The following is a 19,183-nucleotide window of genomic DNA, read 5'->3' on the forward strand; positions in this document are numbered from 1 at the left end:
TGCTCGCCCACGAGCCGAGAGATGGATCGCGTCGACTCCGGATGCCACGAGCGCGGGAATGTCCGGCACCCGCACGCCTCCTCCCGCCACGATCTCGAGCCGTCCGTGCAATCGCTCGCTCAGCGCCGCGAACGTCTCGACCGCATCGACACTCCGCTCGGCACCCCCGAGGTCAGGACACTCTCGACGCCGAGTGCGGGGAGTTCCTCGACTGCGCCCACCACGTCGGGCACGACATCGATGGCCCGGTGGAAGACGAACCGCGCACCGGGCGCCACATCTCGCCATCTGCGGAGCGCGTCCGCGTCGACCGAACCGTCTTCCGTGAGTGCTCCGACGATGAGCCGAGCGACTCCCGATGCAACGAGATGCCGGATGTCGGTGGCCGCCACCGCGATCTCGTCGCGGTCGTACACGAATCCGCCGGCACGCGGCCGAACCAGCACTCCCACCCGCGTCGGGTCGCCGGCCGCCGTCAGAACGTGCTCGACCGTTCCGAGAGACGGTGTGAGCCCTCCGGTGCCGAGCGCCTGGCAGAGCTCGACGCGATCGGCGCCGGCGTCGAATGCGATTCGTGCGCCAGCGGCATCCTGAACAGCGATCTCGACGACGGTCATGCTGGTGCGTCGCCGACCGTGAGCACGGCGACCGGCTCGCCGCGGAGACCTGCCGGAATCGCGACCTCGAGACCGGAGCCGTCGCGGAGAGCCACCTCGGCGGCCGTCCCGTCGGCCCAGCTCAGCTGCCGCGCTTCGCTCAGGTCGGCAGGAAGGTCGAGGATGCCGGTGGCCGGGTCGAGCGCGTGAACGTGCAGGCCCCGCTCGGAGGCGGTGTAGGCACGCGGAGCACCGACGGACTCGGTGGCACGACGCCAGGGCCGCGTGCCGTAGACGGCGTCTCCGTTGATCGTCAGCCATGCCCCGAGCGCCCGCATGGCCTGGAGCTGAAGCTCCGGGATGGACCCGTCTGCTCGCGGGCCGACGTTGATGAGCAGGTTGCCGTTCTTGCTCACGACATCGACCAGAAGCCGCACGAGAGCTGCACCGCTCAACGAGTGGCGCGCATCCTCGTCTTGGTTGTAGCCGAACGAGAATCCCAGTCCGCGCGTCGACTCCCACACGGAGTCGAGGGCACCAGCGACATCGGTGTATTCGCGGGTCAGATAGCCGTGATACGGGACTCCCCACCTGTCGTTGACCACGCCGTCGGGAACCCTCGAGAAGTACCGGGTGAGAAGCGCGGAGACCGAATAGTCCTGAGCCCCCTTGCCGCCGTCGGGCCAATCGATGTCGTTCCAGAGCAGATCGGGCGAGAAGCGCTCGATCAGCTCGTCGACCTGGGATGCCGCGTACCGGGCGAAGTGCTCGTCGTTGCGTCGAAAGCGGAAGAGATCCGTGTCGGACTCGATGGGGGGAAAGTCGCTCACGTGCCAGTCGAGCGCACCCGAGAAATAGGTGCCGAATCGCGTCCCGCTGCGTCGCGTCGCGTCGTGCAGCTCGGCGATGAGGTCGCGGTGCGGTCCTCTCTGTCCGGCATTGAAACGAGTGGTCGCCGTGTTCCAGAGACAGAAGCCCTCGTGATGCTTGGTGGTGGGCACGATGTACCGCGCCCCTGCGCCGACGAGTTCCGCGACGAACGAGTCGGCGTCGAAGGCCTCGGCATGCCAGAGGTCGGCGAGGTCCTCGTAGCTCGTGCCGGTTCCGTAGACGCGCTGATGGCGCTCCCAGGTCGGGCTGCCGGCGATGCGCACCGTGTTCCCGTACCACTCCGCGTACTGGTGATAGGCATACGCATCCTCGGTGGGCACCGCACGATCGCCTGCAGTCGTCCCCCACGCGGGCACGGAATAGAGGCCCCAGTGCACGAAGAAGCCGAGCTTGGCGTCGCGGTACCAGTCGGGCACGGCGTTGTCGGGATAGTCCGGTGCATCGGCGCCGAAGTCCGGACCGACGCGGCTCTCGAAGTTCATCATGCGCGCGCATCCTCTCCGCGGCGGGTCACCACTGCCAGCAGCTCGGGTTCGTGTGCTGAGGTGTCGAAGGGGAACACCCCGGGTGCCAGGCGGTGGTGTCCGAGGCGCAACAGATCCTGATCGACGCCGCCGGGGGTGAGGGCGAGCGTCCAGTCCTCGGCCAGCTCGTAGAGCTCCGGCTCGAGATATCCGATCTTCACGATCAGCACGTCGATCTCCGTCGGCTCGAGGCCGAGCATGCGGAAGTCGTTCAGATGGTGGAATGGCTTGCGCCGAGTCGTGATGATCGCGTGGACGGCGCCCGATCGGATCACGACCTGCGTGCCGGCGTCCGGGTCGCCGTCGGTGACGGAGAACACCTCGCCCGTGAGTGTTACCGGGCCGCTCGGGCCCGCATCGACGTGTCCTCCGACCTCGACGGTGACCTGCGCGCCCACGCCCGCCGCGACGGCGGTCTGCACCGCGACGGGATCGAAGATGGATGCCGCCGCCACCGTCAGCGCCGGATCTCGGAGGTCGGCCCGCTGCAGGAGTCTTCCGAGCGTCCACGACACGTCGCCGGCGCCGCCGGCCGTCGGGTTGTCGCCCGAGTCGGAGATGACGTATGGCCGAGCCGCGTCCGGCTCGAGCGCCCGATCGAGTGCTTCGTCGAGGGTCGCGACGGGTCCGACGAAGGCGAAGTCGTCTCGGGCATCCCAGTACCGGCGCGCAAGCCGCTCGGCCTCTGTTCTGATCAGGTCCGGATCGTCACCGGTGACCACCACCGCCGCCTGGCAGCGTGGTTCGTCGGCCCAGGCATAACCCACCCAGAGCGCCGCGTCGACGACGCCAGGCAGCTCTTCGATCTCCGGCACCTGCTCGTAGATGCCCTTGGCGGGCTCCAGCCGCGTGCTGGTCTTCTCGCCAGGCAGGAGCACGGGCACCTGCAGCCACGCTTTGTAGGGGCGCCGGGCGACGGCGTCAGCACCGTGCGCACCGCGAAGACGGGTCAGCAGGTTGAAAACGGCGCGTTCCTTGGTGTTCAGCCAGTCCTCGTGCGGCGCCATGCGGTAGCAGGTGATGAGGTCGACAGCGTCGAGAAGCCTGCGGGAGACGTTGCCGTGCAGATCCATCGCCGTCGAGACGAGAGTGTCCGATCCGAGCGCATCTCGGATCGCCGTCGCGAGATCGCCCTCGGCGTCATCCATGCCGATCACGCTCATCGCGCCGTGGATGTCGAAGAAGAAGCCGTCGAAGGGGCCGCTGTCACGGATGCCCGCCACGATGGCATCCCTCATCGTGCGGTACGTCTCGGGCGCCACCGGGCCACCGGGGAACGCTCGCCCATGAGTCAACGGCACCCAGGTCGCCGCGGCCCGCAGCTCACGTCCCTCATCGAGGAACGGGTAGTACGCGAGCAGATCGGCACCGGTGCGAACCGTGAACGCCTGGTCGTCGGAGATGTGCGGAGAGAACGTGCTCGCCTCGATCGAGATTCCGCCGATGCCGATGCGCGGGGCTCGAAGTCCTCCGTCGGCGACGGGCGCAAGGGCGCCCATCCACACCTCGTGCGGCTCGGGACGGGTGGTCATGCTGAAGTGCTCCTTCTGGTCTGGCGGGGTGCGACCCCGTTCTCGAGCTCGCCGTCGAATCCCGTGGCGCGGCGGAAACGATCGAGCATGGATGCCGCACTCTCGCGCTCGCCGTCCCACAGATTCGCCTGCTCGGTTGGGTCGCCATCGAGGTCGTAGAACTGACCGTCGGTCGACGCCGCCGAGACGGGAAGCCCGACGGGATCGCTGAACCCTCCGGAGCCGGAGCTGAAGATCGCCTTCTTCTCGGCATCCCGAAGGATCAGTGCGCCGTCGTACGCCTGGTGCCCGAGCACCCGTCGCGGCCGGTCGACCGCCTCCGAGGTGAGCAGGCCGACGAGGCTGGTGCCGTCCGCTCCGGTCTGCTCGACGCCCATCAGCTCACCGGCGGTAGGCAGCACGTCGAGAAGCGACACGGTCTCATGGCGCACGACGCCGCCAGGCACTCCCGGTCCGCTGACGATCAACGGCACGCGGTGTCCGCCCTCCCAGGCATCGGCCTTCTGTCCGCGCCACGCGCCGTTCGGGCGGTGCTCCGTGACGTCGCCGTCTTCAGGGAAGATCATGGGAGCGCCGTTGTCGCTCGTGAAGAGGACGATCGTGTCGTCGAGCACGCCCGACGCTTCGAGGGTGGCGAGGATCTCGCCGAGCATCCAGTCGACGAGGCAGACGGAGTCACCGCGGTCTCCCGCCTGCGACCGACCGCGGACGAACGCCGGCGGGGTGCACGGACGGTGCGGCGCGGCCGACGCGATGTAGGCGAGAAACGGCTCGTCGGCATCCGCCCGGGCTCTGATCCAGGCCTGCGCCTCCCGGGTGAATCTGACGTCCACCTCGTCGTCACGCCAGCCTTCGACCTGCAGACCGGGGCGCTGCGAGGTGATCAGCGGAGACTTCTCGCGGTCCGGAACACCGACGGTACGGTCCTGATCGATGAAGCAGTAGGGCGGCATGTCGAGCGACCCCGCGATTCCGAAGAACCTGTCGAAGCCATGATCGACGGGGCCGCTCCGCGCCGGCCGCGCGTAGTCGATCTCCCGGCCGGACGCCTGCATCTGGGCTTCGAACGGATCGTCGTCGAAGGCGCTGCGGCGCCTCCCGTCGCGATCGGTCCAGTCCATCCCGAGGTGCCACTTCCCGAAGGCGCCGGTGCTGTAGCCCGCGTCGCGTGCGAGCCGGGCGATGGTCTGCTGGCCGGGCGCGATGATGCTCGGATCGGTGCCGCCCAGCACCCCTGCTTGGAGAGGGCTCCGCCACGGATAGCACCCGGTCAGCAGGCTGTAGCGGCTCGGCGTGCAGACGGCCGACGACGCGTGCGCGTCGGTGAACCGCACGCCGCCCGCGGCGAGCGCGTCGATCGCCGGCGTGGGAATGCGGGTGGCGCCATAGCTGCCGGTGTCGCCCCAGCCGAGGTCGTCGGCGACGAAGACGATGATGTTGGGTCCGGTCATGCCACAGGCTCTCTCTGCGCGACTGTCATGTTCCGCACGTGCTCCCTGGCCACCTCGGCAGCCCCGACCATGCCGGCTTCGTTGCCAAGCCGCGCCCTCACGAGCTCTGGACCGTAGTGCACGCCGCGCACGCTCAGCTCGGCGTTCAGGTGGCGCCGCACCGCGGACTCGAAGACGTCGCCCGCGGTGGCCACGCCACCGGCCAGAACGACGACCTCGGGGTCGAGCAACGCGACGACGTCGGCCAGCCCGAGCCCCAACCACCTGCCGAGCTTGTCGAACGCGGCGAGCGCGTACGGTTCTCCGGATGCCGCGGCGTGGGCGAGATCATGGGCGATCGGTTCGCTTCCGTCTTCGCGTCTGCGGAATGACCGCGCATAGCGTGCCAGCGCTCTGCCGCTCCCGTACTGGTCGAGACAGCCGAGGCCACCGCAGCCGCATTGTCTGCCGCCCGGCTTGACGGTCATGTGCCCGACCTCGTTCGCACCGCCGTGCGCACCGGTCATGAGCCGTCCGGCGACGATGTGGCTTCCACCGATGCCGGTGCCGACCGTGAGCATGAACACGTCGTCGGCGGTGGTCGCGTTCCCGAACGCGTGTTCGGCGACCAGCGCGGCGTCCGCGTCGTTGAGCAGGATGCATTCGCCGGCGATCCGCGCCTCGAGCGCGTCGACGAGGTGCGCGTCGACGAGATTCAGGTTGGCCGACTGCGTCATGACCCGCCCCGAGACTCGTCCGGCGACGGCGACGCCGACGGCGGACGGGCGGTCCGTCAGTTGGGAGACTGCCCCGGCGACGGCGTCGGCGAGCGCCGTGACCGACCCCACCGGCGTCGCCACCCGCACCTGGCGTTGCACGGCGCCGTACGCGTCGACGATGCCCGCGAGGATCTTCGTGCCGCCGACGTCGACTCCGACGGCCTGGTGATCGAAGGATGCTGTCGCTTCAGGCATCCCGTCAACGCCCCGCGAGGCCGATGGTCGCGATGCCCTTCACGAGGTGCTTCTGCAACAGGATCACCACGAGAAGCGTCGGCGCGATCGAGATCACGGAGGCTGCGAGCACCAGGTTCCATTGCGCGCCGTGTTCGCCGAAGAACGTGTCGAGACCCAGTGGCACGTTGCCGAGTTCTTGGGTGTTGTTCACGACGATGAGCGGCCAGAGAAAGCTGTTCCAGTACGTGATGAAGGTCCATACGGCCAGCACCGCGAGCGACGGCTTCGCCAATGGCAGCACGATGCGGGTGAAGGTGCGCCAGCTGCTGGCGCCGTCCATACGGGATGCCTCGACGAGCTCGTACGGCAGACCGACGAAGAACTGGCGCAGCAGGAACGTGCCGAAAGCACCGAACGCCCACGGCAGGATGAGCGCCTGCCACGTGTTGATCCATCCGAGCTTCTGCATCAGCAGGAACATCGGGATGACGAGCACCTCCTGCGGGATCATCATCGTCGCGAGGTAGGCGAGCAGCGTGCGGTCGCGTCCCTTCCAGCGCAGAACTCCGAACGCGTACGCGGAAAGGGGAGGAGACGATGAGCACGATGATCGTGCCGCCCGCGGACATGATGAACCCGTTGAGGATGTACCGCATGAACGGCGTCGACTCGAGAACCTCTTGGTAGTTCTGCCAGAGGAACTGCGCCCCGAACAGGCTCGGCGGGGTCGAGAAGATCTCGCCGTTCGCCTTGAACGACGAGGTGATCGTGAAGACGATCGGAAAGATGAAGGCGAGCACGACGATGCCGAGCCCGATCTCGCTGAGCAGGCGACCTGTCATCCTCAGGCCGCTGCGTGAGCGAGGGGTTGCCATTGCGCGGTCACTCATAGTGCACCCACTTCCTCTGGCCGTACCACTGGAACAGCGTGACGACCAGGATCAAGACGAAGAGCACCATCGCGGGTGCGGCGGCCTGTCCGAGCTGACCGCCTTGGAAGGCGGTCTCGTAGACGTTCATGACGACGGTGGTGGTGGAGTTGCCCGGTCCGCCGGCCGTCATGACGTAGGGCTCCGAGAAGATCTGGAAGGCCTGGATCATCGTGACGGTCGAGGCGAAGAAGATCGCCGGGGTCATCAGCGGCAGCTTGATGTGCAGCAGCTGGCGGAACCCGGTCGCGCCGTCGAGCGATGCTGCGGCGAGCACGTCATCGGGCAGCTGGTCGATGGCAGCGGAGAAGATCAGCAGGTTATAGCCGAACCCCTGCCACAGAATCATGATCACGACGCAGATCAGCGCCGTGCTGCTGCTGCCCAGCAGGTTGGGCAGGTGGATGCCGAACGAGAGCGCGATGCTGGAGAACACGCCGTTGGGCTGGTACAGCATCGACCAGATGACGGCGGATGCCACGCTCGGGGTCACGACCGGCAGAAAGAAGAGCACGCGGTAGAGCCTGCGAAGCCTGCTGGAGGCCACCCAGAACGCCATCGAGACCGTCAGAACGAGGTTGACCGGTACGACGATGACGGTGAAGAGGATGGTGTTGAGCAGCGCTTGCGGAAACGTGCTTCCCGGCGCGAAGAGCTTCGTGTAGTTCGCGATGCCCGCGAACGAGATGTCGCCGAACGTGGGCCAGTTGAACAGGCTGGTGATCACCGCCAGGATCGACGGGAACAGCACGAAGAACGTCAGGCCCAGCGCGCTCGGCGTCAGGAACCCGAGCGCCGCCCTGGTGTCCGTCCGTTTCCGGCCGCGCCGCTTGACGGCGACGTGCGATCGCGGCGAGGCCGCTCGGATGGTCGTCATGTTTCTCGTACCTCGTGGGTTGAGGAGGGCGGCACGGCTGCCGCCCTCCTCAACGCTTCTCGACTACTGGCCCTGCTGACTCTGCACGTTCTGCAGTGTCTGCTTGGGTGACTGGCTCCCGGTATAGGAGAGGATGAACTGCCTGGCGATCACCTTGGTGGTCTGATCCCAGTTGCTCGTGGAGATGAACGGCGTCGCTCCCTTGCTGGAGTCGGCCAGAACCTCCTTCGCCTGCGCGGAGAAGCCGGGGGTCTTCGAGTCGACCTGCTTGGCGACCGCGTCGAAGAACACCGACTGGTCAGCACTGCGTGCCGGCTGGTTGCCCTGCTCCGCCGAGGTCTTGGAGGCGTCGGCGCCCACGATCACCGAGATCGCCTGCGCGGCCTGCTTCTTGTACTGGCAGGTCTTCGAGATGCCGAATCCCGAGTTCGCCGACAGGGTGCCACCGCCCTTGGACCCCACGGGAAGCGTCACGACGCCCACGTTGAACTTCGCGGTGGTCGCGTTCTGCACCAGGTCCCAGGTGCCGTCGACGGCCATGGAGACGTTGCCAGCGACGAACTGCTGCTCGCCCCAGGGGATGTCGGCCGAGCTCGCCGGCGTGCTCGCCGTCTTCTGGCCCGTGGAAAGTCCGCTGTACCAGCTGAAGGCCTTCTCCATCGCGGAGTTCGTCAGGTCGAGCTTGCCCTTGCTGGTGACGGGCAGAGCGCCGTCCTTCGCGTAGAGCATGGAGAACATGTGCAGGTCGGAGAACGACTGCCCGAACGCGGGCTTGCCCGTCGCCTCGGTGATCTTCTTGGCGTCGGCCTCGAAGTCCGCGACGGTCCAGCCCGGCTTCGGCTCGGCGAGACCGGCCTTGGCGAAGGCATCCTTGTTGTAGTAGAGGATCATCGTCGACAGGCCATACGGAATCGCGTACTGCTCACCGTTGTACTGCAGCGCCTTCAGAGCGCCGGAATCCCAGTCGCTCGTCTTGAAGCCCTGCTCCTTCATCAGGTCGCCGAGCGGCTCGAGGGCGCTGGCGAAACCGGGGAGACGAAGGCTCTGCATGCTCACGATGCACGGGGTCGTGCCGGCCGCGAGCTGCGACTGCAGCTTCGTGAAGTAGTCCGCGAACGGCGGCTGCGTGAGCTTGACCGTGATGTTCGGATACTTCTTGTGAACCTGGTCAGCGAGCTGCTGATAGGTCTTGTCGCCCGCAGCGCCCTGGTCCCAGAAGCCCCACTGCAGGGTGACGTTCTTGTTCGCAGAGTCCTGCGACGAACCAGACGACGTACATGCGGACACGCCGGCGAGCATGGCTAGCCCGACTGCGATGGCGCCGAGCTTCTTCAGCCTCAGCCTCATTGCTGCCTCCATAAAAGTAGGATCTTCGGTGCGAGATCGAGTTAATATTGAGGCGTAATAAGTCCCGTGTCAACCTAGACATCCGATGTTTCTGCCTCGACGACGAAAGAAGCACCGTGACCACGACTTCCCGAAGCAGTGACGCCGTCAGCCGGGCCGCCATCCTCGCGGCGCTCACCAGGCAGCCGGGCTTGAGCCGCAGCGAGCTCGCCCAGACGCTGGGATACGGTCCCGCCACCATCGGCAGCCAGGTGAAGCGGCTCCTCGAAACCGGCTTCGTGCGCGAGCTCGAACCGCAGTCGACCGGATACGGGCGTCCCAGGGTTCCGCTGGAGTGCGTCGCGGACGTCGCCTACGTCATCGGCATGAGCGTGCTGCCCGACCACATCCGACTCACTGCGGTCGGAACCGACGGAGCGCTCCTTTCCGAGTCCACGGCCGCCTTCGACCCCGCGACCAATGTGGTCTCGCAGCTGGCGCGCCCCGTGAGTGATCTCATCGCGAGCCTGGACAGCCGGGGCGCATGCGTCGCGGTCGGGCTGGCGCTGTCGGGCGTCGTCGACAGCTCGACGGGAACGGTCTCTGTCTCGGTCATCCTGCGCTGGCGCGACATGCCACTGGCGCACGAATTGGGCGCCGAGCTCGGGTTGCCCGTCTTCGTCGACAACGATGTGTACGTCGCAGCCACGCACAGCCTCACCTTCGACACGGGCTCGACGCCGGATTCCTTCCTGCTCCTGTCGGTCGGGCAGGGCATCGGAATGGCGATCGTCTCCGACCGTCGCGTGCTGCGCGGCGCCCACGGCGCTTCGAGCGAATTCGGCCACGTCTCCGTGGACCCGAACGGTCGCCCGTGCCCATGCGGGAACATCGGATGTCTGCAGGGTTACGCCGGTCTCGGCGAACTGACCCACGACATCGAGACGGCGCTCGCGCAGCAGGTCACGTCATTCGAGCACCTCGCTCGCCTTGCCGCCGGCGACGACCAACGGGTGAGCGCGATCTTCGCCGGCGCAGGAGTTCTGCTCGGGCGGGCCGTCGGCGCAGCGATCACGCTGCTCGGCATCGATCGCGTGCTGATCACCGGCCGCACCACGCCGATCTGGTCCGCGCTCGCATCCGGCTTCGATCGGGGCCTGGCCGCGACGACCCCGACACTGAACAGCACGCCCGTCGTCTCCCTCACCTCGTGGGCGGAATACGACGACGCCGTGGGGGCAGCCGCGCTGGCTCTGAATCGTTCGCTCGGCGGATCGGCGCGATCGTGATCCGACGCCGAGTCAGACGCAGAGCCTGATCACTGCACCATCGCGTCAACGGGATGCGGCGCCTCCACCGGCCGCCCGAGCGACGAGCCCTCGACGTCGACGTTCGGCACGATGCGGTCGAGCCACCGCGGCAGCCACCATGCGGCCTTTCCGAAAAGGGTCATCACAGCGGGCACGAGTGTCATCCGCACGACGAACGCGTCGACCACGATGCCGACGGCCAGCGCGAAGGCGATCGGCCTGATCGTCGAGTCACCCTCGACGACGCCGTTGCCGAACACGCCGATCATGATGAGCGCCGCGGCGACGACCACCTTCGCACCTTGCTGGAAGCCGGTCGAGATCGCCTCACGCGCACCCTCGTGATGCACGAAGTGCTCGCGCATGCCCGTCACGAGGAACATCTCGTAGTCCATCGAGAGTCCGAAGAGCACTCCGATCACGATGGTCGGCAGAAAGGCGAGCAAGGGCGCAGGCGGGTCGACGCCGAAGAGACCGCCGAGCCATCCCCACTGGAACACGGCCACGGTGACTCCGAGGGATGCGCCGAGGCTGAGGAGAAAGCTCACGGCGGCCTTGAGCGGCACGAGGAGGGAGCGGAACACGGCGACCATCAGCAGGAACGCGAACAGCGCGATCAGCCCGAGATACAGAGGAAGCGCGCCGGCGAGCCGCGCGGAGATGTCGATGTCCACCGCTGTCTGTCCGGTCACCTCGAGTCTCGGCGAGCCCGGCAGAGAACGAGCGAGGGATGCCTCGCGCAGCGAGTGCACAAGGGTGACGGTCCCGGCATCCGACGGCCCGCTCTTCGGGATCACCGCGACCAGCAGCTGATCGCCCTTCAGGCCGGCGAGCCGACTCTCCGAGACGCCCTTCGTGTTCCCGATGCGCTGCGCAAGCACGCCCGCTTCGGCCTGCGTCGGCGCCTGCCGATAGGTCGCGAGAACCTCGAGCGGACCGTTGCTGCCGGCTCCGAAGCCCTCGGCGAGCAGGTCGTACGCCTTTCTCTGGGTTGTCGTGCTCGGCTGAGTGCCGTCGTTGCCGAGACCGAATCGCATTCCCATGACGGGCGCAGCGAGCACGGCGACGACGACGATCGAGGCGAGGAAGAACACCACCGGCCGCCTCTGCACCGCGGCGATCCAACCCGCGGCGATGCGACGGCTGCGCTTGACCTCGCCGAGGGCGAGGCGTCGTCGCGCCCGACGGGTGATCACCCGTGAGCCGGCGAGCGCGAGCAGCGCAGGGGTGAGTGTGAGCGAGACGAGCATCGCCACGAACACGGCGAAGGCGGCGGCCAGACCCATCTGAGTGAGGAACCCCAGGTTCTCGACCGCGAGGCCCGCGAGCGCGATGATCACGGTCGCGGCAGCGAAGAACACTGCGGTTCCTGCTGTCCCGACGGCGAGCGGCAGCGACTCTTCGGGACTCATGCCGTCGAGCAGCTGTCGACGGTGGCGGCTCACGATGAACAGCGAGTAGTCGATGCCGACGGCGAGACCGAGCAGCAGTGCGAGGGTCGGCGCGACCGAGGTCAGCGAGACGAAGCTCGTCGCCGCGTAGATCGCGGTGATGCTCGTCCCCAATCCGACGAGAGCGGAGAGCAGGGGCATGCCCGCTGCGACTGTGGCGCCGAAGGTGATCAACAACACGATCAGCGCCAGGACGATGCCGGGCAGTTGGTTGGACGACGAGGCCGCCTGCCCCACGGCATCCGAGCCGGCTTCGACCTCGAGTTGCGGGCTGCGGGCATCCACCACGGCCGAGAGGATGCCCCGCGCCGTCGTGCCGGACAGGGTCGCCGAGTCGAGTTGCACCGTGATGTAGCCGATTCGACGGTCGGGAGCGAGCCCGCCGGCTTTCGGCTGGGAGAACGGGTCGATCGCTCTGCTGACCCCGTGCACCTCGGCGAGCTTCGAGCTCAGCGCAGCGACGGACCGCGCATCGGCCGCCGTCAGCGTGCTCCCCTTCGGCGCGGCGAAGACCACCCGGCCCTCGGCGTTGCCGCCGCCGAAGGTCTTCTGCACCGAGTCGAGTGTCGTGATCGATTGGAGGCCCTTGACCGTGATGCTCCCGTCAAGGGGCTTCGAGAAGGCCACCATGCTCGCGATCGCGACGACGAGCAGCACGATCCACGCCGCGATCACCCACCAGCGACGTCGGGCGCTGAAAGCTCCGACCCGGTACATCCACTTGGCCACGCGCTCTGCCTCTCGTGCTTCTGACGCCGGCCGTCGGCGACTTCATCGATCGTGCTCTGCGAGTCGGCTCCGCACCTCATGCCGAGGGTGGAACGTGGGGCTATCCACCCAGGGGTGGAAGGAAACGGGATCTGCGTCAGGTGCAGCCACAGCTCATCGGGCGACGGCTCCCGGCCCGCCTCGGATGCCGCAACCCCTGGGACAGCACCTTGACGCGGCTCGTGGGCCCGTCCGCGCTCGGCGGTTCGCACCCGGAAAGGTCACGACTACCGAGTCGTGGCGAGGTCGACGGAGGGTGCAGCCTCTCCGCTGCCTCTCTCGCGCAGCGTGACCGGCAGCATGAGACGGGCGACGGGCAGGTCGTGTTCTTCGATCCGCCTCAGGAGACGGGTCGCCGCGGTCCATCCCAGGTCTTCTGCGTCGCCGGCGACGACGGTGATCGGGGTGGGGAGGAGCTCCGCGTACGGAAAGTCGTCGAAGCCGACCAGTGCCGGATGCACCGGCACGCTGCGCATCGCTCGGAGCGCCCCGAGCGTGAGGAAGCTGGTTGTGGTGAAGAGCGCCGATGGTGCGTCGGCGCGGGCGAGCAGGCGTCGGCATCCCTCCTCAGCTGATTGCGATGACCCTTCACGCAGCCGAAGGACAAGGGCATCGTCCACTCGCTGCCCCGCTCCGCGCATCGCGTTGCGAAAGCCGCGGAGCCGCCATCCGGTCGTGTAATGAGAGGGTGCGACCAGCACCCCGATCCTGGTGTGGCCGTGCATCAAGAGGTGCTCGGTGGCGATCCTCCCTGCCGCTTCGTTGTCGAACAGCACGACGTCGCGGGTGACCCCCGACGCAGGGCGGTCGACCATCACGGTCGGCACGCCCATGCCCTCGCCGCGCTGGTCCATGTATCCGTGGTCGCCTTTGTCGGGAACAAGGAGAAGTCCCGCCACACCGCGTGCCAGCAGCCCACGAATCGCCAGGCGCTCCGCTTCTGGGTCTTCGTCCGCCATCGCGATCACCACGGCGTATCCCTGTCGAGCCGCGGCAGCTATCGCGCCCTTCACGACGGTTGCGTAGAACGGATTCGTGAGATCACCGGCGACCATGCCGATGGTCTTCGGCGCCTGTCCTGGCCGAAGCGATCGCGCGATCTCATTTCGACGGAAGCCCAGCTCGTCGATGGCGTGCTCCACACGGGCTCTCGTCTCGGGCGTCACGGACGACGAGTGGTTGACGACCCGAGAGACCGTTCCGACTCCGACGCCGGCACGCCGGGCGACGTCATTCATGGTCGGAGGCTTCTCCCGCCCGCTGTTCACTCCCGAAACCCGCCCTCCGTCTGGCGCCATTGTGTCAGCACTTCGGCGATCGGGTCTTGACCCCCAACCGGATGTCACCACTACTATCAATTCTTGGAAACGTTTCCACGGAGCGATGACATCGCATCCGATCAGCGGCTCCATCCGAATTCGAAGGAGAACTATCGATGTTGAGCAGAAGGACACTCCTGAAGGCCGGTCTCGGCGCGGTCGGCGGCGCAGCGCTCTCGGGCACCGCAGCAGAAGCGGCGCTGGCGTCGCCGGCATGGCCTCCGGTTCACCCCGGCAACGCGAATTCCATGCGGGCGCTCGAATCCTGGTCGGCCCTGCAGCGGTTCGTGTTGGCCAACGACGGGTCCAACCTCGTGCACGAGACGTACCCGGCGCAATCGGGCGATCCGGCGTACGGCTACGAGTGGTCGCACTCACAAGTGCACGTCGCAGCACTCGACCTCGTCGCCATGCGTCCGAGCAACACGGCTCGTGCCGCTCTGTCCTCGTTGGCAACCGGTCAGGAGCACTACTGGGAGAACTCGAGCACCACAGGACGACCCGGCTACGCGTCCGGTGCCCAGGCTCCGTACGGCAACAGCGGCGATCTGTTCTACGACGACAATGCCTGGGTAGCACTGGAGAAGATTCAGCTTCACCTGATGACCGGCGACAAAGTCGCCCTCCAGCGTGCCGAGCAGATCTTCGCCCTGCTTCAGTCGGGCTGGGACGACGATCCGACCCACCCGGACCCCGGCGGGGTCTTCTGGACTCAGGCCTCGTGGAGCCAGGACCGCAATACCGTCTCCAACATGCCCACCGCGCTCATCGGGGCACGGCTCTACGCGATCACCGGCAACCGCGACTATCTGACAGGTGCGCTGCGGTCCTATGACTGGACGAACCGGTACCTTCTCGACACCGACGGCCTCTACTTCGATCACGTCAGCATGGATGGAAGCGTTGAGAAGACCAAGTGGTCATACAACCAAGGCATCCCGCTCGCCGCGGCATACGCCCTCTACCTGGCCACCCACGACCGCAGGTACCTGGACCATGCGGTCGATGTCGCTCAAGCCAGCTACGAGTACTACGTCGAGTCAGGGTCCATCGGGCAACAGCCGATCTACTTCAACTCGATCTATTTCAAGTCGCTTCTCCTTCTCTCCACGGCGACGCGGAGCCGGGAGTATTACGACGCCATGAACGACTACGGTGACCTGCTCTGGTCGGCGCGCAGGGATGCCTCGACTGGCCTGTTCTCCCAGGACATCAGTGGTGCGACCAAGGCACTGGAGCAGGGCGCCGCCGTTCAGGTCTACGCCAGCTTGGCGGCGAATGCCTCCAGCTGGTCCCGCCTGTACTGACGTCGGCTCGCGACGGAACGTCGAGCACTTCCGTCCCAGCGCTGAGACAAGCGAGAACCCCCGGATCCCTGGTAAACACCGGGATCTCGGGGGTTCTTCGTGGCGGTACCGGTGGGATTTGAACCCACGGTGGAGTTGCCCCCACACATGTTTTCGAGACATGCTCCTTCGGCCGCTCGGACACGGTACCGCCGTCTACTGTACGCGACGCGGCGGCAGCGACCAATTCGAGCGGCATCCGCCCCGAGCCGCTGATGTCAGTTCTGGATCGGCTGCGTCGCCGTGGTCGCCGTGGGACTCTTGGCGACCGTGCGCCGCACCGTGCTCGCGTTCTCGATCGCCTTCACCACGGCAGATGCCGCGAGCGCGAACAGCGAAGCCAGCAGGCCGAATGCGGCGAGCCCGAGACCAAGGCCCGTCAGCCAGGGCCCCACCCATGAGTCGACGTCCCAGCTGCGCACGAGCGCGAGCACGCCCAGGAACACGAGCACACAGCCGAGACCGATGCCGATCACGGTGATCCACACCAGCGCGCTCAACGCGGCGTTCCTCCTGGCCATGCCCGAGCCCTCTGTTCGACACCGGCGATCGCCGAGCACCATCCCGACGAGGCGCCGTGATCAGTTCAGCATGGCCCGGCGGCCGTCGCAGCAATCGGCGCGGGCGCGCCGGGCGAATGCGGGGGCTACGCCACGGCCCGCACAGGCTGCACGAGGTCGGTGACCCATTCCGACTGCGGGCGATCGCCTGGTGTCCAGTACACCTCGCGGCACACACCGGCCAGTTCGTAGCCGTTCTGCGTGATCCAGTCGGTGAGGGCCATCCACGAATCATCGATGCCGTCCACCTCGCCGCGATGCACGGTCACCGCCGCCAGGTCGACTGCGGCAATCTCGTGAACGTCGAGGCCGGGCACCTCGCGCGTGTCCTCGGGGACGACGAATCCGGCGATGACGAACATGCCTTCGCCGTCGCCGCTCTCGTCGGCTTCGTAGAGGGCGACCGCGGGACCGTAGCCGGTGATGCCGGCCGCGTCGAGCATCCTCTCCGTCTCCGGGTACATGGGACCGATCACCGGCCCCACGTTCTCCGAGCCGTACCCGGGGGCGCGCCGCGTGAGCGTCGCCACTCTCTGCGGTTCGACGCTCCGAACGTCGACACTGATGCTGCTGGTCTGAGCCATGACACTCTCTCCTCTTACTGTTCGGAGTCTTGCGTCGATGCGGTCGAGCCGCGCGGCATCCTCGATGAGCGACCTCTGCAGTTCGGCACGAACGGTGGTCAGCATCACCTCCAGCTGCTGCGTTCCGACTTCGCCGTCCACGATCCGCCGCACCTGATCGAGGGTGAGCCCGAGCTCCTTGAACTCGACGATGCGGTTCAGCGCGATGATCTGCGCCGGCGTGTACGAGCGATAGCCGGTGGCCTGGTCGACGACGGCGGGGTGGAGCAGGCCGATGGCGTCGTAGTGACGCAGCATCCGCACGCTCACCCTGCCGATCGAGGCGAATTCTCCGATGCTCAACATGACTTCATCATGGTCGCCCCTGACACGGTGTGAGGGTCAAGCGTCGATCACCGCATAGTGTGAAAACCGTGCGGGCACGATCACGGATGCCATGGGTCACCGCGACGATCGCGGCATGCGTCGCGCTGCTGCTCACCCTCGCAGCCCTGACACGGGGCGCGCTGCGTCGCATGCGTCGCGCGGCGTCAGCGCTGAACGACACGATCCCGGTCAACTCGGCGTGGTGGCGCGCACGGGCGAAGGAACAGGGAGATCTGCTCTACGCGGCGCTCGGGGACAGCGCCGCTCAGGGGCTCGGTGCGACCGAGCCCGACGACGGATACGTCGGCCTCCTCGCCCGCAGCATCGCACTGCGCGGAAGACGCTCGGTGCGCACGGTCAACCTGAGCGTGTCGGGCGCCACTGTCGCGCAGCTGATCGACTATCAGCTGCCGCGGTTGGCGAAGCTGCAGCCCGACGTCGTGACGGTGGCGATCGGCTCCAACGACATCGCACGGTGGGATGCCGTCGCCTTCGCCCGCGGCCTCGTCACCGTCTTCGACGCTCTCCCGTCGCACGCCATCGTCGCCGAGCTTCCCTACTTCTATCTGCCGCGGAACGAGCGCAAGGTCGCCGAAGCGAACCGGATCGTGCGGCGGCTCGCGACCGAACGCGGACTCGCTGTCGCGCCGGTACACAGGGCGACGCGTGCCCTCGGCCCCCTGGGCGCGCTGCTGTGGTTCGCGGGTGACCACTTCCATCCGAACGACGCCGGCTACCGCGTGTGGGCGGCAGCCTTCGAACCACTCGTCGCGCGGCGCGTCGAGGAGCTCTCTGTGCACGAGATCTCTGCGCACGCACCCGCCGCGATTGAGCCCTCCACAGGCGCCTCCGCGGAGCGGGATTCCACATCGCCGCCCGCGACGGAAGGCGGCGTCGGAGGCCGCCCGTAGCCTTGGTTCGTCGCCGGCGCAGGAGGTCGCCGCCCGATCACGCTGTCACGAACGGCCGATCGGTCGCATGATCCGGACGCACGGCACGATCGAACGAACACGGAGGCTTCATGGCGAAGACGCAGGGCGGGTACCGCTGCACGGTGTGCGGATGGACCACGGCCAAGTGGGTGGGGCGCTGCGGAGACTGCCAGGCGTGGGACACGATGACCGAGGTGCTGCAGGCATCCACTCGCCTCACCCCGACGCGCATCGCCGATGACCGTGCCGCCACTCCGATCACGAAGATCTCGACTGATGCCGTGTTCCACTGGCCCAGCGGCATCACCGAGTTCGACCGCGTGCTCGGCGGCGGCGTGGTTCCCGGTGCGGCCATCCTGCTGTCGGGGGAACCGGGCGTCGGCAAGTCGACGCTGCTGCTGGAGGTCGCCTCGCGCGCGGCCGCGGCGAAGTCGCGTGTGCTGTACGTGTCGGCGGAGGAGTCCGCAGGGCAGGTGCGACTCCGTGCCGAGCGCACCGGCGCGCTGCACGAGAACCTCTATCTCGCGGCCGAGACCGACCTCGCGGCCGTCGTCGGCCAGATCGATGCCATCGACCCGCAGCTCGTCATCGTCGACTCCGTGCAGACCATTGCGAGCTCCGCCGTCGACGGGCTGGCGGGCGGCCCGAGCCAGGTGCGGGAGGTGGCGACCACGCTCATCCGAGTTGCGAAGGAGCGCAATCTGCCCGTGCTGCTCGTCGGGCACGTGACGAAGGACGGACAGGTCGCCGGCCCTCGTACGCTCGAGCACCTCGTCGACGTGGTGTGCCAGTTCGAGGGCGACCGTCAGACCGCGCTGCGCTTCGTGCGCGCGCTGAAGAATCGGTTCGGTCCGACGGACGAGGTGGGCTGCTTCGAGATGTCCGGCGACGGCATCGCCGAGGTGCCCGACCCGAGCGGACTGTTCCTCAGCCGGTCGTCAGCTGCGGTCTCCGGCACGTGCGTGACCGTCGCGATGGAGGGCAGACGCGCCATCCCCGTCGAGGTGCAGGCACTGGTCATCGACACGAGCGCCCCCAACCCGCGCCGCGTCACGAGCGGGGTGGATGCCGCGCGCCTGGCCATGCTGCTCGCCGTGCTCGAGAAGAGGGCCGGCATCCGTGTCTCCGACAAGGATGTCTACGTGTCGACAGTGGGCGGCGTGCGTCTCACGGAGCCCGCCGCCGACCTCGCGATCGCGGTCGCCGTGGCCTCCGCCGTGCGGGACCGCGCGATCGCCCACAACGTCGTCGCGTTCGGCGAGATCAGCCTCGCCGGAGAGGTGCGCGCCGTTGCTGCCGCGCGTCAGCGGGCGGGTGAGGCTGCCCGGATGGGCTTCCGCGAGGTCATCGACGGTGAGGCAGGCGGCATCGGCGAGGCTCTTCGCCTCGCCTTCGCCACGGGACTGAGCGCACGCGAGCGGGAACTCGACGCCGCGTTCTAGCGGCAGTGGTGTCAGCAATGTGGCCGCTTCAGCGCGGCGACCGG

16 protein-coding genes and 1 tRNA gene are annotated in these 19,183 nt (G+C 67.5%); 4 read left to right on the forward strand and 13 right to left on the reverse strand.

Annotated elements, in window-relative coordinates:
- Positions 1-119: 119 nt before the first annotated feature.
- The 8 genes from FPZ11_RS10235 to FPZ11_RS10270 form a co-directional block, all read right to left on the reverse strand.
- Positions 120-617, reverse strand: a complete 498-nt coding sequence (locus FPZ11_RS10235) for a copper homeostasis protein CutC (RefSeq protein WP_367889400.1) — start codon at positions 615-617, stop codon at positions 120-122.
- On the reverse strand, positions 614-1,972 hold the full coding sequence (locus tag FPZ11_RS10240; RefSeq protein ID WP_146320626.1) for an alpha-L-fucosidase: 1,359 nt from the start codon (positions 1,970-1,972) through the stop codon (positions 614-616). The genes FPZ11_RS10235 and FPZ11_RS10240 overlap by 4 nt, the downstream gene beginning before the upstream one ends.
- Entirely contained in the window at positions 1,969-3,543 is a 1,575-nt protein-coding gene (locus FPZ11_RS10245; protein WP_146320628.1) for a M81 family metallopeptidase, read from the reverse strand. The genes FPZ11_RS10240 and FPZ11_RS10245 overlap by 4 nt, the downstream gene beginning before the upstream one ends.
- Entirely contained in the window at positions 3,540-4,994 is a 1,455-nt protein-coding gene (locus FPZ11_RS10250; RefSeq protein WP_146320630.1) for a sulfatase family protein, read from the reverse strand. The genes FPZ11_RS10245 and FPZ11_RS10250 overlap by 4 nt, the downstream gene beginning before the upstream one ends.
- Positions 4,991-5,947 carry an ROK family protein gene (locus FPZ11_RS10255; RefSeq protein ID WP_146320632.1) on the reverse strand — a complete coding sequence of 319 codons (957 nt, stop codon included), beginning with the start codon at positions 5,945-5,947 and terminating at the stop codon, positions 4,991-4,993. Before FPZ11_RS10255 ends, FPZ11_RS10250 begins: the two co-directional genes overlap by 4 nt.
- A gap of 4 nt (positions 5,948-5,951) precedes the next feature.
- Positions 5,952-6,443: a carbohydrate ABC transporter permease gene (locus tag FPZ11_RS19800; protein ID WP_246846179.1), complete on the reverse strand. Its 492-nt coding sequence runs from the start codon at positions 6,441-6,443 to the stop codon at positions 5,952-5,954.
- Between the two features lie 368 nt (positions 6,444-6,811).
- Positions 6,812-7,735, reverse strand: a complete 924-nt coding sequence (locus FPZ11_RS10265) for a carbohydrate ABC transporter permease (RefSeq protein ID WP_146320634.1) — start codon at positions 7,733-7,735, stop codon at positions 6,812-6,814.
- 63 nt (positions 7,736-7,798) lie between these two features.
- The gene (locus FPZ11_RS10270; protein ID WP_168203793.1) at positions 7,799-9,082 is read right to left on the reverse strand and encodes an ABC transporter substrate-binding protein; all 1,284 of its coding nucleotides are present in this window, start codon (positions 9,080-9,082) and stop codon (positions 7,799-7,801) included.
- Between the two features lie 116 nt (positions 9,083-9,198).
- On the opposite strand from FPZ11_RS10270, the gene FPZ11_RS10275 reads away from it, so the two are divergent.
- A complete protein-coding gene (locus tag FPZ11_RS10275; RefSeq protein ID WP_146320638.1) occupies positions 9,199-10,350 on the forward strand; it encodes an ROK family transcriptional regulator in 1,152 nt (383 codons plus the stop codon).
- A 29-nt stretch (positions 10,351-10,379) separates the two neighbouring features.
- Here FPZ11_RS10275 and FPZ11_RS10280 read toward each other — a convergent pair whose 3' ends face one another.
- Both FPZ11_RS10280 and FPZ11_RS10285 read right to left on the reverse strand, forming a co-directional pair.
- The gene (locus FPZ11_RS10280; RefSeq protein ID WP_146320640.1) at positions 10,380-12,551 is read right to left on the reverse strand and encodes an MMPL family transporter; all 2,172 of its coding nucleotides are present in this window, start codon (positions 12,549-12,551) and stop codon (positions 10,380-10,382) included.
- Positions 12,552-12,817: 266 nt separating this feature from the next.
- Positions 12,818-13,828: a LacI family DNA-binding transcriptional regulator gene (locus tag FPZ11_RS10285; protein WP_146320642.1), complete on the reverse strand. Its 1,011-nt coding sequence runs from the start codon at positions 13,826-13,828 to the stop codon at positions 12,818-12,820.
- 197 nt (positions 13,829-14,025) lie between these two features.
- On the opposite strand from FPZ11_RS10285, the gene FPZ11_RS10290 reads away from it, so the two are divergent.
- Positions 14,026-15,216, forward strand: a complete 1,191-nt coding sequence (locus tag FPZ11_RS10290) for a glycoside hydrolase family 76 protein (RefSeq protein WP_146320644.1) — start codon at positions 14,026-14,028, stop codon at positions 15,214-15,216.
- Positions 15,217-15,316: 100 nt separating this feature from the next.
- On the opposite strand, the gene FPZ11_RS10295 is transcribed toward FPZ11_RS10290, so the two are convergent.
- The 3 genes from FPZ11_RS10295 to FPZ11_RS10305 all read right to left on the reverse strand — a co-directional run bounded on the left by FPZ11_RS10295 (position 15,317) and on the right by FPZ11_RS10305 (position 16,744).
- A tRNA-Ser gene (locus tag FPZ11_RS10295) sits at positions 15,317-15,406 on the reverse strand.
- Between the two features lie 67 nt (positions 15,407-15,473).
- Positions 15,474-15,776, reverse strand: a complete 303-nt coding sequence (locus tag FPZ11_RS10300) for a hypothetical protein (RefSeq protein WP_146320645.1) — start codon at positions 15,774-15,776, stop codon at positions 15,474-15,476.
- Positions 15,777-15,901: 125 nt separating this feature from the next.
- Positions 15,902-16,744 carry a MerR family transcriptional regulator gene (locus tag FPZ11_RS10305; RefSeq protein WP_146320647.1) on the reverse strand — a complete coding sequence of 281 codons (843 nt, stop codon included), beginning with the start codon at positions 16,742-16,744 and terminating at the stop codon, positions 15,902-15,904.
- An 86-nt stretch (positions 16,745-16,830) separates the two neighbouring features.
- On the opposite strand from FPZ11_RS10305, the gene FPZ11_RS10310 reads away from it, so the two are divergent.
- Both FPZ11_RS10310 and radA read left to right on the forward strand, forming a co-directional pair.
- Positions 16,831-17,676, forward strand: coding sequence for an SGNH/GDSL hydrolase family protein (locus tag FPZ11_RS10310; RefSeq protein WP_146320649.1), 846 nt, complete (start codon positions 16,831-16,833; stop codon positions 17,674-17,676).
- 110 nt (positions 17,677-17,786) lie between these two features.
- Entirely contained in the window at positions 17,787-19,139 is a 1,353-nt protein-coding gene (radA, locus tag FPZ11_RS10315) for a DNA repair protein RadA (RefSeq protein WP_146320651.1), read from the forward strand.
- The last annotated feature ends 44 nt before the right edge of the window (positions 19,140-19,183 follow it).

Source organism: Humibacter ginsenosidimutans, from assembly GCF_007859675.1.
GTDB lineage: Bacteria > Actinomycetota > Actinomycetes > Actinomycetales > Microbacteriaceae > Humibacter > Humibacter ginsenosidimutans.